The 12,458-nt window shown below is 60.0% G+C and carries 15 protein-coding genes; 7 read left to right on the forward strand and 8 right to left on the reverse strand.

The window, feature by feature from the left end:
• Positions 1-179 precede the first annotated feature (179 nt).
• The 3 genes from ACA072_RS21935 to ACA072_RS21945 all read left to right on the forward strand — a co-directional run bounded on the left by ACA072_RS21935 (position 180) and on the right by ACA072_RS21945 (position 3,675).
• On the forward strand, positions 180-1,796 hold the full coding sequence (locus tag ACA072_RS21935) for an inorganic phosphate transporter (RefSeq protein ID WP_497620537.1): 1,617 nt from the start codon (positions 180-182) through the stop codon (positions 1,794-1,796).
• 293 nt (positions 1,797-2,089) lie between these two features.
• Complete coding sequence (locus tag ACA072_RS21940) at positions 2,090-2,956, forward strand: hypothetical protein (protein WP_497620539.1); 867 nt, start codon at positions 2,090-2,092, stop codon at positions 2,954-2,956.
• The gene (locus ACA072_RS21945; protein WP_046031989.1) at positions 2,953-3,675 is read left to right on the forward strand and encodes a TylF/MycF/NovP-related O-methyltransferase; all 723 of its coding nucleotides are present in this window, start codon (positions 2,953-2,955) and stop codon (positions 3,673-3,675) included. Before ACA072_RS21940 ends, ACA072_RS21945 begins: the two co-directional genes overlap by 4 nt.
• Before the next feature lie 117 nt (positions 3,676-3,792).
• On the opposite strand, the gene ACA072_RS21950 is transcribed toward ACA072_RS21945, so the two are convergent.
• Positions 3,793-4,689 (reverse strand): LysR family transcriptional regulator, encoded by an 897-nt coding sequence (locus ACA072_RS21950; RefSeq protein WP_497620541.1) that lies wholly within the window; start codon positions 4,687-4,689, stop codon positions 3,793-3,795.
• 120 nt (positions 4,690-4,809) lie between these two features.
• On the opposite strand from ACA072_RS21950, the gene ACA072_RS21955 reads away from it, so the two are divergent.
• The gene (locus ACA072_RS21955; RefSeq protein ID WP_497620542.1) at positions 4,810-5,568 is read left to right on the forward strand and encodes an SDR family NAD(P)-dependent oxidoreductase; all 759 of its coding nucleotides are present in this window, start codon (positions 4,810-4,812) and stop codon (positions 5,566-5,568) included.
• Between the two features lie 109 nt (positions 5,569-5,677).
• Here ACA072_RS21955 and ACA072_RS21960 read toward each other — a convergent pair whose 3' ends face one another.
• Entirely contained in the window at positions 5,678-6,115 is a 438-nt protein-coding gene (locus ACA072_RS21960) for a multidrug/biocide efflux PACE transporter (RefSeq protein WP_497620544.1), read from the reverse strand.
• Between the two features lie 90 nt (positions 6,116-6,205).
• Here ACA072_RS21960 and ACA072_RS21965 point away from each other — a divergent pair, with 90 nt between their 5' ends.
• Positions 6,206-7,060, forward strand: coding sequence for a LysR family transcriptional regulator (locus ACA072_RS21965; RefSeq protein WP_497620546.1), 855 nt, complete (start codon positions 6,206-6,208; stop codon positions 7,058-7,060).
• A 93-nt stretch (positions 7,061-7,153) separates the two neighbouring features.
• Here ACA072_RS21965 and ACA072_RS21970 read toward each other — a convergent pair whose 3' ends face one another.
• The 4 genes from ACA072_RS21970 to ACA072_RS21985 all read right to left on the reverse strand — a co-directional run bounded on the left by ACA072_RS21970 (position 7,154) and on the right by ACA072_RS21985 (position 9,759).
• Entirely contained in the window at positions 7,154-8,389 is a 1,236-nt protein-coding gene (locus ACA072_RS21970) for an RNA polymerase sigma factor (protein ID WP_497620548.1), read from the reverse strand.
• On the reverse strand, positions 8,389-8,880 hold the full coding sequence (locus tag ACA072_RS21975) for an SRPBCC family protein (protein ID WP_497620550.1): 492 nt from the start codon (positions 8,878-8,880) through the stop codon (positions 8,389-8,391). The genes ACA072_RS21970 and ACA072_RS21975 overlap by 1 nt, the downstream gene beginning before the upstream one ends.
• Positions 8,881-8,907: 27 nt before the next feature.
• Positions 8,908-9,252, reverse strand: coding sequence for a YciI family protein (locus ACA072_RS21980; protein ID WP_438662675.1), 345 nt, complete (start codon positions 9,250-9,252; stop codon positions 8,908-8,910).
• A gap of 81 nt (positions 9,253-9,333) precedes the next feature.
• On the reverse strand, positions 9,334-9,759 hold the full coding sequence (locus tag ACA072_RS21985; protein WP_497313149.1) for a YybH family protein: 426 nt from the start codon (positions 9,757-9,759) through the stop codon (positions 9,334-9,336).
• 141 nt (positions 9,760-9,900) lie between these two features.
• Here ACA072_RS21985 and ACA072_RS21990 point away from each other — a divergent pair, with 141 nt between their 5' ends.
• Positions 9,901-10,386, forward strand: a complete 486-nt coding sequence (locus tag ACA072_RS21990; RefSeq protein ID WP_497620553.1) for a GNAT family N-acetyltransferase — start codon at positions 9,901-9,903, stop codon at positions 10,384-10,386.
• Between the two features lie 7 nt (positions 10,387-10,393).
• Positions 10,394-10,999: a pyridoxamine 5'-phosphate oxidase family protein gene (locus tag ACA072_RS21995; protein WP_497620555.1), complete on the forward strand. Its 606-nt coding sequence runs from the start codon at positions 10,394-10,396 to the stop codon at positions 10,997-10,999.
• A gap of 135 nt (positions 11,000-11,134) precedes the next feature.
• Here ACA072_RS21995 and ACA072_RS22000 read toward each other — a convergent pair whose 3' ends face one another.
• Both ACA072_RS22000 and ACA072_RS22005 read right to left on the reverse strand, forming a co-directional pair.
• Entirely contained in the window at positions 11,135-11,623 is a 489-nt protein-coding gene (locus ACA072_RS22000; protein WP_497620556.1) for a GNAT family N-acetyltransferase, read from the reverse strand.
• 314 nt (positions 11,624-11,937) lie between these two features.
• Positions 11,938-12,423, reverse strand: a complete 486-nt coding sequence (locus ACA072_RS22005) for a GyrI-like domain-containing protein (protein WP_497620558.1) — start codon at positions 12,421-12,423, stop codon at positions 11,938-11,940.
• Between the last annotated feature and the right edge of the window lie 35 nt (positions 12,424-12,458).

Consider the following 12,458-nt stretch of genomic DNA (forward strand, 5'->3'; position numbering starts at 1 on the left):
GGACGCAGAGCGTCCGGGGCGGCATTCCCACGCGGAGCGTGGGAACGATCATGGCAGGGACCGTGGTGGATTCTGATTAGGGATAAGCAAAAAAACCAAACCCTGACTCAGGGCAGTCTCTCTGTAACATTCTGCAACGATCATGACCGATACCTCATCCCTCCTCAGGATTGTCAGTCATGGCTACGCCTTCCTACACCGCCGAAGCCCAGGCTCCCGCCAGTAGCGCCAAACCGCAACTCGACAAAAAACCCAGCCTGTTCACCCTCGTGGTGTTTTTTGGCGTGCTGGCCAGCGGGCTGTTGTTCACCGCTTACAGCCTGATGCACGACATGAATGAACTCGGCACGGTGGTCACCACCTGGACACCGTTTCTGCTGCTGGGCGTGGCGCTGCTGATCGCCCTGGGCTTTGAATTCGTCAACGGTTTCCACGACACCGCCAACGCGGTGGCCACGGTCATTTACACCAACTCGATGCCACCGAATTTCGCCGTGGCCTGGTCCGGTTTCTTTAACTTCCTTGGGGTGCTGCTGTCGAGTGGCGCGGTGGCGTTCGGCATCATCGCCCTGCTGCCCGTTGAGCTGATTCTGCAAGTCGGGTCCTCCGCCGGTTTCGCGATGATCTTCGCCCTGTTGATCGCTGCGATCCTGTGGAACCTCGGCACGTGGTGGCTGGGCTTGCCGGCCTCTTCGTCGCACACCTTGATCGGTTCGATCATCGGCGTCGGCGTGGCCAATGCCCTGATGCACGGCCATGACGGCACCAGCGGCGTGGACTGGGCGCAGGCGACCAAGATCGGTTACGCGTTGCTGTTGTCGCCGCTGGTCGGCTTCGGTTTTGCCGCGCTGTTGCTGCTGGCCCTGCGGGCGTTCGTCAAGAATCGCGCGCTGTACAAAGCCCCGGTCGGCAACACGCCACCGCCGTGGTGGATTCGCGGCATGTTGATTGTGACCTGCACCGGCGTCTCGTTCGCCCACGGTTCCAACGACGGCCAGAAAGGCATGGGCTTGATCATGCTGATTCTGGTCGGCACGCTGCCGATGGCCTATGCGCTGAACCGCACCATGCCGGCCGACCAGGCGCTGCAGTTTGCCGCCGTCGCCGAAGTCACCCAGCAAGCGCTGGTGAAGAGCGCGCCGATGCCGGCCCCGGCCGATCCGCGTCCGGTGCTCTCCGAATACGTGCGCAGCAAGGAAGCCACGCCGCAACTGGTCCCGGCCCTCGCCGCCCTCACTGGCAGCATCGGCGCGCAGGTCAAGGGTTACGGCTCGCTGTCCAAAGTGCCCGCCGAGGCGGTGGGCAACGTGCGTAACGACATGTACCTGACCAGCGAAACCATTCGCCTGATGGACAAGAACAAGGTCGGCAACTTCGACGCCGACACCAGCGGCAAGCTGCAACTGTTCAAGCAACAGATCGACAACTCGACGCGCTTCATTCCGCTGTGGGTGAAGATCGCCGTGGCGATTGCGCTCGGGCTGGGCACCATGGTCGGCTGGAAGCGCATCGTGGTGACGGTCGGCGAGAAGATCGGCAAGACCCACCTGACCTACGCCCAAGGCGCCTCGGCAGAAACTGTGGCCATGCTGACCATCGGCGCGGCCGACATGTTCGGCTTGCCGGTGTCGACCACTCATGTGCTGTCGTCGGGCGTGGCCGGGAGCATGGTCGCCAACGGCGGCGGCTTGCAGATGAGGACCATCCGCAACCTGCTGATGGCCTGGGTGCTGACCTTGCCGGCAGCGATTCTGTTGTCGGGCAGCCTGTACTGGCTGTTTACCCAAATCTTCTAACCGCAACACATAACCCTGTAGCAGCTGGCGAAGCCTGCGTTCGGCTGCGCAGCAGTCGTAAAACCATCACGCGCGGTACATCAGACAAACCGCGTGTACCGGATTTACGACTGCTTCGCAGCCGAACGCAGGCTTCGCCAGCTGCTACAGGGATTTTTTTTGCGCGGGACAACGCATTTCGTCGCAAATTCAGGCGTTTGCCTTTTTATTGATCCACCACCCGCCGGATTGCACTTCAGTTTGCTAACGTGTGGCCGACTCTTAAGAGACTCGATGCATTCAGGAGTGGAATCGTGAATCTGTACATCAATCAGCTTCAACAGAAAGCTGACTTCAAAGAAGCCATCTACGCCGGCGACATCTTCCTGAACACTCAGCTGCGCGCTGCCAAAGAGCTGTGTGCATTCGCCCAGGAAAGCATCACCGCCGCCTTCGACGGCGAGACCCATCACCAGGCGCTGCACACGCTGATGCCGGTGGAAGAATTCGTGGTCCTGGTGACGCGCCTCAAGGGCCAGTTCACCAACAGCCAGCGCGCCAAGGACCTGATCCTGTCGTTTATCGACGAGATCGGCGTCGATCCGCGCGAGTACATCTTCGACGTGCCGCGCATTCGCGTGGTGCCGAACTATGACTACCTGCACGCCGGTGTCAGCTATGCCTACAAACCGCATCGCGACACCTGGTACGGCAGCGTCGATTGCCAGATCAACACCTGGATGCCGGTGCACACCATCCGCCCCGACCAGACCATGATGATCAACGCCGGTTACTTCGACGTGCCGGTGAAGAACACCTCCAGCGAATGGAGCCTCAACGACTGGATCAGCAACCAGCGGCACAAGGCCAAGGACAACCTCAAAGAGGAAGTCCGCGTGCACCCGGTGCCGATGGAAGCGATCAACACCGCGTCTGAAGTGCGCATTGCCGGCAACACTGGCGAGATGCTGATCTTCTCCGGCTCGCACCTGCACGGCACGGTCGCCAACCACACCGATCAAACCCGCTTCAGCGTGGACTTCCGCCTGATGCACCTCGACGACCTCAAGCACAAGCGTGGCGCGATCAACGTCGACAGCGCCTGCCCTGATGTCGGCGCCGGTTTCAAAGACTATTTCCACGCCCACGACTTCTCGAATTTCCAAGGAATCCAGCAATGACCAAGCGTCGCATCACGCCTGCCGAGGCCCAGTACAACGAAACCCGTGCCAACGTTCTGAAACGGGTCGATGCCGAGTACGTGGCCGACGCGCCGTTCGTCTTCGCCAACCGCATCGGCGTTACCGCTGCGCTGTCGCGTATGGAACTGTTCAAGAAAGTCGCTGAAGTACCGGGCGCGATCATCGAGTGCGGCGTGTACAAGGGCAACTCGCTGATGCTGTACATGCACTTGTCGATGATTCTCGAGCCGTACGCGATCAACCGTTCGATCGTGGGCTTCGACACCTTCGAAGGCTTCCAGAGCATCGACAAGAAAGAAGACCCGGCCGACGTCAACGAGACCATGTTCTCCGACACCGACCAGTCGCTGATCCAGGACATGATCGACGCCAACGACCTGCTGCGCCCGGTCAACCGCATCCCGCGTTGCGAGCTGGTCAAAGGCGACATCGTCAAGACCGTGCCTGAGTGGGTCAAGACCCGTCCGGACCTGGTCGTGGCCATGCTGATCCTCGACACCGACCTGTACGAATCGACCAAAGTCGCGCTGGAAACTTTCCTGCCGTACATGCCCAAAGGCGCAATCGTGGTCCTGGACGAAGTGGCTTACCGCAACTTCCCGGGCGAAACCAAAGCCCTGCGTGAAGTGCTGGACCTGAACAAGATCGAACTCAAACGCCTGCCGTTTGACTCCTGTGTAGGCTATTTCCATGTCTAACGCATAACCCTGTGGGAGTGAGCCTGCTCGCGATAGCGGTCTGTCAGTCAACGATGATGTTGAGTGTGGAGGCCCCATCGCGAGCAGGCTCGCTCCCACATTTGACCGAGTACTTCTTCAGATTGTGGACTGGATGACATTGGCCAGCCAATCCATAAACGCTCTCACCCGCAGCGGCAAATGCCGTTGCCGGGCGTAGAGCAACGAGACTTCCATCGACGGTGCGCTGAACTGCGGCAACACCGCCACCAGATCACCGTTATCCAAATGCGATTGCATGCCCTTGACCGGCGCCTGAATCAGGCCGAAGCCCCCCAGGCACGCCGCTTCATAAGCGTCGGTACTGTTGACCGTGACGCTGCCCGCCATCGGCAATCGATGCTCTGCGCCGTCCACCTCGTACAAAAAACCCTCTGAACGCGAACCCAGTACGCCGACGTAATGGACCATTCGATGCTGTGACAGATCCTCAAGGCTTTCCGGCATTCCATAGCGCTGCAAGTAGGCGGGACTGGCGCAATTGACCATCGCAAAATGACACACGTGACGCGCGACGACTGATTGATCCGGCTGCGCACCGACCCGCACCACGCAATCAAAGCCTTCCCGCTGCAAATCAACCCGGCGATCCGTGGTGCTGATTTCCAGTTCCAGGTTGGGGTGCAGCGCCATGAATTCCGGCAAGCGCGGCAGCACCATTTGCCGGCCCAGAAAGTTCGGCATGTCGAAGCGAATCCGCCCGGTAAGCGAGGCCGCATCCTGACGAAACAGCCCTTCGATTTCATCCATGTGCGACAACAAGTCCCGGCTGCGCTCGTACAGCACCAGGCCGTCCTGCGTCGCCTGAACCCGGCGCGTGGTGCGTTGCAACAGACGCGTGCCCAACAAGGCTTCCAACGCTTGAACGTGCTCCGAGACGGTCGACTTGGGCACGCCCAGACTTTCGCCCGCCAAGGTAAAGCTCGACATCTCGCTGACACGAACGAAGGAGCGCAACAGTTCCAGTTTGTTCATGGGCCCACCTCTATTGTTCGGTTAAACCGACCAGTGATTCCAGTTTCAGCCTGTTTATCACCCTGGGCCGGATAAATAAACTTCCTTCACACCGTTACCCACCGCCCTTGAGGAAGTCCCATGAACCGTAAAATCGCACTGATCACTGGCGCCAGCCGCGGCCTCGGCAAAAACGCAGCCCTGCACCTGGCCGCCCAAGGCGTCGACATTATCGGCACCTACAACAGCAAGGCCGATGAAGCCCAGGCACTGGTCGCCGAAATCGAAAGCCTTGGCGCTCGGGCGGTGATGCTGCAACTCGATGTGAGCCAAAGCGATCGTTTCGAAGCGTTCGCCACCGAGGTCGCCGACGTGTTGCGCAGCCGTTTTGATCGCCAGCACTTCGACTTCCTGCTTAATAACGCCGGCATCGGCCTGACCGCTAACTTCGTCGACACCACCGTTGCCCAGTTCGACTTGCTGATGAATATCCACTTGAAGGGGCCGTTCTTCCTCACCCAGAACCTACTGCCGCTGATGGCGGACGGTGGGCGCATTCTTAACGTGTCTAGCGGTCTGACCCGCTTCAGCTTGCCGGGCTACGGCGCTTACGCGGCGATGAAAGGCGCGATGGAAGTGCTGACCCGCTACCAGGCCAAGGAACTCGGTGCTCGCGGCATTTCCGTGAACACCCTGGCACCGGGCGCCATCGAAACCGATTTCGGCGGCGGCACCGTGCGCGATAACAGCGACGTGAACAGCTACGTCGCCAGTAATACCGCGTTGGGTCGGGTGGGTCAGCCGGATGACATTGGAGCTGCGATTGCACTGCTGCTGGCCCCGGGCAGTCAGTGGATCAATGGCCAGCGTGTCGAGGCTTCGGGCGGGATGTTTTTGTAATAAACCATCAAGATCAAGAGATCGCAGCCTCGTTTCACTCGACAGCTCCTACATTGGAATGCGTCCATGTAGCAGCTGTCGAGTGAAACGAGGCTGCGATCTTTTGCGTTTATCCCGAGAAAGCCTGGCGCATCACCACTCGCTCGCGCACCACGTCATACGCCCAGTGATAAACGTAGGTGTACGGCAGGAAAAACAGCAGCACGCCGATATCCAGCAGGAACGCCTGCCACAGGCTGACGCCCAGCCACCAGGCAATCAACGGCACGCCCATCGCAACCAGCCCGCCTTCGAACAGCAACGCATGGACAACCCGTACCCAAGCGTTATGGACGATGCCATAGCGTTTGAGCAAACGGTCGAACAGGCCGTTAAAGACCACGTTCCAGCCCAGAGCAAGCGCCGCGATCACAACGGTGACAGCGCCCATTTCGAGCATCGGCTTGTCCATGATCCACGCCAGCAGCGGCGTGCAGATCAGAATGGCCAACACCTCGAAACCGATGGCCTGGAAAATACGTTCAGTGATGGATTTGTTGGCGCTCATGATCAGGACTCCCTGAGTGACTGTGGTTGCCATGATCCGGCCTCGCACCGATACTTCATAACCAATAACCATCGATCAAGGCGATAGTTCATGGCTTCTCAGGAAGTGTTGCAGGCGTTTGTCCAGGCGGCGACGCAGGGTTCGTTTTCTGCGGCGGCGCGCAAATTGGGGCGCAGTCAGTCGACCATCAGTGCCGCGGTGGCCAGCCTTGAAATCGATTTGAACCTGACCTTGTTCGACCGCAGCAGCCGCAAGCCGAGCCTGACCCCGGCCGGGCATGTGATGCTGCAACGGGCCGAGGAGATTCTGGCCGCCACCAGCCGCCTGGAAATGACTGCCAGCCAACTGTCCCAAGGGGTTGAGCCAAAGCTGACGGTGGCGATTTCCGACACCTATCAGTCCGACCGTTTCGAAGCGGCGCTGAGTGCATTCGAGCAGCGTTATCCAGACCTCGAACTCGAATGCCTGATTGCTGAATGCGATGACCTGGTGGCGCTGGTGCAAAGCGGTCGGGCGCATGTCGCCTTCGCCGAAAAGCAGGACAGTTACCCGCCGGATCTGGTCAGTTCGACCGTGGAGGAACGGACGGAAATCGCCCTGTTCGTGTCCCGCGAGCATCCGTTGGCGGCGCTGAAACTCGTCGATCAAGACGTGTTGCAACAGCACCGGGAATTGCGCTTGGCGACGATCGTCAATCCGTATGAAAGCCGTGCGAAGGGCCGCGTCTGGTCGGCGCCGAGTTATCTGATGCTTCTGGAAATGGCCCAGGGCGGGTTCGGCTGGGCGCCGTTGCCGCGTTGGCTGGTGGAGCGGTTTGGCCCGGGGACATTGCAGGAACTGGACGTGCGCGGCTGGCCGAAACCGGTGTTCGTCGATGCCTTGTGGTCGCGGCTGCATCCGCCAGGGCCGGCGGGGAGTTGGTTGCTTAGCAAGATGCTGGAATAGTGGTGCGGCCATTCGCGAGCAAGCCCGCTCCCACAGGTTCTGCGCTATCCCTGTGGGAGCGGGCTTGCTCGCGAAGAGGCCCGAGAAATCACATCACTTCAACGCCTTGATCCGCGTCTCAATAAACCGCCGCTCCGGCAATTGCTGCGTCAATTCCAGCGCCCGCTCATACGCCGCCCGTGCCTCCTCGACCCGCCCCAACTGCCGACAAAAATCCGCCCGCGCCGAATGCGCCAAGTGGTAATCCAGCAAATCCCCCCGATCCAGAATCCCTTCCACCAGCACCAACCCCGCTAACGGTCCATCCCGCCTGGAGATCGCCGCCGCACGGTTCAACTCGATGACCGGCGAAGGCACCGCCGCCAACAGCACGTCATACAAACCCACAATCTGTTGCCAGTCAGTCTCCCCCGCCGTGGGCGCTTCGGCGTGCACCGCCGCAATCGCCGCTTGCAGGCAATACGGCCCGAAGCGTCCCGTGGTCAGCGCCGCTTCCACCAGCGCGCAACCCTCGGCAATCATTTCGGCATCCCACATCGAGCGATCCTGCTCATCCAGCACAATCAACTCACCGCTCGCCGACGTCCGCGCCGGGCGTCGTGATTCATGCAGCAGCATCAACGCCAGCAGCCCCATCACTTCCGATTCCGGCAGCAATTCCATCAACAGCCGCCCGAGCCGAATCGCCTCGCGTGTCAGGTCTTCACGGGTTAGCTCGGCGCCGACTGACGCCGAGTAACCTTCGTTGAACACCAGGTAAATCACCCTCAGCACACTGTCCAGACGCTCGGGCAGTTCCGCCAGCGTCGGCACTTGATAAGGGATTTTTGCGTCACGGATTTTCGCTTTGGCGCGCACGATGCGCTGGGCGATGGTCGCCGGTGCCGAGAGAAACGCCCGGGCAATTTCCTCTGTGGTCAGGTCGCACACTTCGCGCAAGGTCAACGGCACCTGGGCGTCCGGTGCGAGGGCCGGGTGACAACAGGTGAAGATCAGGCGCAAGCGATCATCTTCCACGTCTTCATCACTCCAGTCGGCCTGCTCCAGCGCCTCCAGTTGAGCGATCAACAGGGGCCGGGAAGCGGCAAAACGTGCGCGCCGTCGCAACACATCAATGGCCTTGAAGCGCCCGGTAGACACCAGCCAGGTGCGCGGATTGTCCGGCACGCCGTCACGCTGCCAACGTTCGACCGCGACGAAAAACGCCTCGTGCAAGGCTTCTTCGGCGAGGTCAAAATCGCCGAGCAAGCGGATCAGCGTCGCCAGAATCCGCCGCGAGTCTTCGCGGTAGACCTGCTCGACCCGAGCCGTGACCGAAGCGTCAGTCATCAGTCCGGCATGCCTTCAGTCACCAGTGTTACCAAGCGATCGAGGCTTTGTCCCCAGCCGTCGTGAAACCCCATGGCCTCGTGCGCCTGACGGTCCTCTGCGGACCAGTGCATCGCCCGGGCGGTGTAGAGGGTTTTGCCGTCCTTGTCTTCGAGCGTCACTTCGGCCGACATGAACGGTTTGCCCGAAGGAATCCAGCCGGGAATGAACGCGTCGGTGAACACCAGGCGTTCGGGCGCAACGATCTCCAGAAACACCCCCATGGTCGGGTACTCCGTCCCGTCCGGTGCGCGCATCAGGGTGCGAAACTGGCCGCCGACCCACAGGTCCATTTCGCATTCCGGCGTGGTCATACCGTGCGGCCCCCACCACTGAGCAAGCAAGGCCGGCTCGGTCCAGGCGCGGAAAATCTTGCGGCGCGGCGCGTCGATAAGCCGACTGATGGACAACTCGAATTCGGCAGGCTGATGCTTATAGGGCTGTGGACTCATGAGGGTCTCCTGTCTTGTGATTGTTATTCAGGGATTCAATTGGCGAACGGGACGTACCTCGACACTGCCGACCCGGGCCGCCGGGATGTTGCCGGCGACCTGGATCGCTTCATTGAGGTCCTTGGCATCGATCAGGTAGAAGCCGGCCAGTTGCTCCTTGGTTTCGGCGAACGGGCCATCGGTGATCGACATCTTGCCATTGCGCATGCGCACGGTGGTCGCGGTCTGCACCGACTCCAGCGCCTCGGCCGCGATCATCCGGCCGCTGCCCTCGATCGATTCGGCGTAGGCCATGCACTCGGCGTCATGGGGACTGTCGGGCTGCGAGTGCAACTCCTGTTCGTTGCTGTAGACCAGGCATAGATACTTCATGTGGGCTCTCCCGGATCGAACTGATCAACTATGGCTGCTGATTGGCGTTTTGGCGCTGCTTCCCGATAAACAACCCGACGATCAGGGTTCCAGATTGAACAACGCCGTGCCACTCGTCATGTCGAACGGGGCCGACCAGTGTTCGTGGACGATGCGCCATTCCCCGGCATCGCGCCGATAGCAGGCGGTGACGCGCATCCAGCAGGCCTGGGTTTCACCTTGTTCGTTGGTGCCGCCGCAATGGGCCAGCCAGTGGGCGAAGGCGATGTGCTCGTCGGCGACGATGTTCATGTGGTCGAAGTCGAATGTGTGCGCGCCCTGGCACATTTCCATGCACTCCTCCCAATGCGCGCGGTAAGCCGCCTTGCCGCGGAATTGCAGGGCCTTGACCGCGTCGTAGGAGACGATGTCGTCGGCATACAACGGCATGAGTTTCTCGACGTTCTTGGCAATGACCGCCTCACGATAGGTGTCGATCAGGGCCTGGATTTCGTGGGTTGCGTTCATGGTGGTTCTCCGTGGTTTTTGTTGTGAAGACACCCTTAGTCGTCTGGCGAACAGCCAGATCGACAGTCGAAATAAAAATAATCCATCAACGCAAACTCGCTAGAATCCGAAACACATTTACGTTGGAAAAAGGACACTCCAGTGACAACCCGACTCGTGCCTTACGAAAGCCTGAATGCGCGCCAGTGCCAGCAGGTCGAGGCCATCGAAGTTCATAAAGATCAGATCAAGTTTTCCGGCGACATCCACGGTGCGTTGCACACCTTGCTGTCCAAGCCCGGCCCCGGCGTCAAGGGATTTGCGCTGCTGGTCGAGGAGGTTCCGGTGGCTTTCCTGCTGCTGAAACGCCCGCCCGTGCTGCCGGCGTGGGCCGACGAGCACAGCGCGACCTTGCATGCGTTGCAGGTCGATCAACGCGCTCAAGGCAAAGGTTATGGCAAGGCCTGCCTGCAAGCCCTGCCCGACGTGGCTCGCCAGGCGTTTCCGGAGATCAAAGCACTGGAATTGTCGGTGGATGCTGACAACGAGGCCGCCATCGCGCTCTATGCAAAATTCGGCTGGGTCGACAGCGGCGAGGCGTACAAGGGTCGTATCGGTTATGAACGGCGCATGAGTCTGATTTTCTGAGGTGGTTATGCTCGACAGCATCGAAGCACTGGAAGCGATCTACGGCCAACCCCACGATCGCGCCGTGAAGAAGCAGATTGCCTTTCTGAACGAGGACTATCAGGCGATGGTCCGCGCCTCGCCGCTGGTGATCATCAGCTCGGTCGGCCCTGATGGCATGGACGGTTCGCCCCGGGGTGATACGCCGGGGTTTGTGCGGATCATCGACCCGCAAACCCTGGCGATCCCGGATCGGCCGGGCAACAACCGCATCGACACGTTGCGCAATGTGGTGCTCGATTCGCGGGTGTCGCTGCTGTTCATCATTCCCGGGATCGGCGAGACGTTGCGGGTCAACGGCACGGCTAAGATCAGCGCGGAACCGACGTTGCTGGAGAGTTTTGCAGTGAACGGCAAACCGGCGCGCACGGTGATGCTGGTGACGGTGGAAGCGGCGTACTTCCATTGTTCCAAAGCGATTGTGCGTTCGGATGTGTGGAACCCCGAGAAACATCTGGATCGCTCGGCGCTGCCGACGGCGGGGGCGTTTCACAAGCGCTTGAATGACGGGCAGTTCGATGCCGAAACGTATGACCGGGAAGCGCCGGCACGAGTCCGAGATACCCTCTACTGACACGACACCTAACCAATGTGGGAGCGGGCTTGCTCGCGAAGGCGGAGTATCAGGCGACATCATTCGTGACTGACACACCGCTTTCGCGAGCAAGCCCGCTCCCACATTGGACCTTCGGTGCTGGGTAGAGCTAGGTCATAGCTCTAGCACCATCTCATGCCACGCCATGCCGCCATGGTCCGAGGCCGAAGGCTTGATGTAGGCAAACCCAAAACCGGCATACAGCGGAATGTGCCGTTCCTTGCACATCAGGTGGATCGTGGTCTTGCCCATCGCCCGCATCCGCTCGATGAACTCGCCCATCAACCGTTTTGCCAACCCCTGCCCCTGATAATCCGGGTGCACCACCACCGACATGATCACCACGTGCGGTCCGGCCGGGTCGTGGCCGATCAGCTCCTTGAACGCTTCGTCTGACATTTCCACTTCAAACGCCGCACCGGCATTGATGAAACCGGCTACGACGCCGTCCACTTCGGCGACGATGAAACCCTCGGGCCAGGTGGCGATGCGGGTGGCGATTTTCTCGCGGGTGGCGGCTTCGTCGCCTTCGTAGGCAACGGTTTCGATGGCGTAGCAGCGGTCCAGGTCGGCAGGAGCGACGTGGCGGATGACGGTGTTCATGGCGACTCGGAATCAGCGTGGGAAAGGCTGAGGATCATAAATTAATAAGGTGTTCATATCGATCACCCCAGGCGCCGTAAAGCCTTCGTATAGACGCTTTCATTGCAGGTCTGTCCGGATTATTGGTGTTGCCTGTCTCTGGCCATCAATAGGGGGAACACACCATGAGCAGCGTTCAGATTGGCCTTCTCTTGCTGTTGGGCATCAGCACGTTCGGCTTTGTGACGTTGTCGATTGACGTGTTACGGGCGCGACGGATGAAGCAAGGCAAGTGACGTTCAAGAGGCGGACGACGAGTCCGCCTCTTGCTGAAATCAAGCCTTGAGCGGCAGCCAGATTTCCAGCACGCCGGTGTTGAGCTTCGGGTTGAAGTCTTCGCTGTAGCGTTCGAATTCCGGAGCATCCGCCGCTTCTTTACCAGACTGCGGCAGCCAGGTTTTCCAGATGTATTGAAAGGTCGCGGGCAACTGGTCCAGCGTGCCTTTGTGCTCGAACACTGCGTAATGCTGGGGCTGAACTTCCACCCAGCGGTACTTCTCGGGCAGGTCGTCGAGTTTGCTGATCTCAACACCGGCAATGTATTCGAAACCACCTTTGCCATCGGGATTGCAGCAGATGCCGTAGGTCACTTCGCTTTTTTGACCGGGGATTTTGCCAATCTCGGGAACGAATTTCTCCCAAAGGTCGGGAATGCCTTGCGTGGTCTGTTGGGTAAATCGACCACCGAGCCCCGCAATGAGCAGGAAGTGCCCGTGTTCGAAGCGCGGGTCAGCCGGTTTCACGCCTGTTTGCTCATCCATGACTCAACTCCTGGAACAAAAAAGTGGGTTCGGCT

This window comes from Pseudomonas sp. LBUM1656, assembly GCF_059716065.1.

Bases quoted from the DNA above. Each gene is read 5' to 3' on its own strand.
- ACA072_RS21975 (WP_497620550.1), bottom strand. From the start codon at position 8,880: ATGAGTCCACAGCCCTATAAGCATCAGCCTGCCGAATTCGAGTTGTCC.
- ACA072_RS21985 (WP_497313149.1), bottom strand. From the start codon at position 9,759: ATGAACGCAACCCACGAAATCCAGGCCCTGATCGACACCTATCGTGAG.
- ACA072_RS21950 (WP_497620541.1), bottom strand. From the start codon at position 4,689: ATGAACAAACTGGAACTGTTGCGCTCCTTCGTTCGTGTCAGCGAGATG.
- ACA072_RS21980 (WP_438662675.1), bottom strand. From the start codon at position 9,252: ATGAAGTATCTATGCCTGGTCTACAGCAACGAACAGGAGTTGCACTCG.
- ACA072_RS21945 (WP_046031989.1), top strand. From the start codon at position 2,953: ATGACCAAGCGTCGCATCACGCCTGCCGAGGCCCAGTACAACGAAACC.
- ACA072_RS21995 (WP_497620555.1), top strand. From the start codon at position 10,394: ATGCTCGACAGCATCGAAGCACTGGAAGCGATCTACGGCCAACCCCAC.
- ACA072_RS21935 (WP_497620537.1), top strand. From the start codon at position 180: ATGGCTACGCCTTCCTACACCGCCGAAGCCCAGGCTCCCGCCAGTAGC.
- ACA072_RS21955 (WP_497620542.1), top strand. From the start codon at position 4,810: ATGAACCGTAAAATCGCACTGATCACTGGCGCCAGCCGCGGCCTCGGC.
- ACA072_RS22000 (WP_497620556.1), bottom strand. From the start codon at position 11,623: ATGAACACCGTCATCCGCCACGTCGCTCCTGCCGACCTGGACCGCTGC.
- ACA072_RS21970 (WP_497620548.1), bottom strand. From the start codon at position 8,389: ATGACTGACGCTTCGGTCACGGCTCGGGTCGAGCAGGTCTACCGCGAA.
- ACA072_RS21965 (WP_497620546.1), top strand. From the start codon at position 6,206: ATGGCTTCTCAGGAAGTGTTGCAGGCGTTTGTCCAGGCGGCGACGCAG.
- ACA072_RS22005 (WP_497620558.1), bottom strand. From the start codon at position 12,423: ATGGATGAGCAAACAGGCGTGAAACCGGCTGACCCGCGCTTCGAACAC.
- ACA072_RS21960 (WP_497620544.1), bottom strand. From the start codon at position 6,115: ATGAGCGCCAACAAATCCATCACTGAACGTATTTTCCAGGCCATCGGT.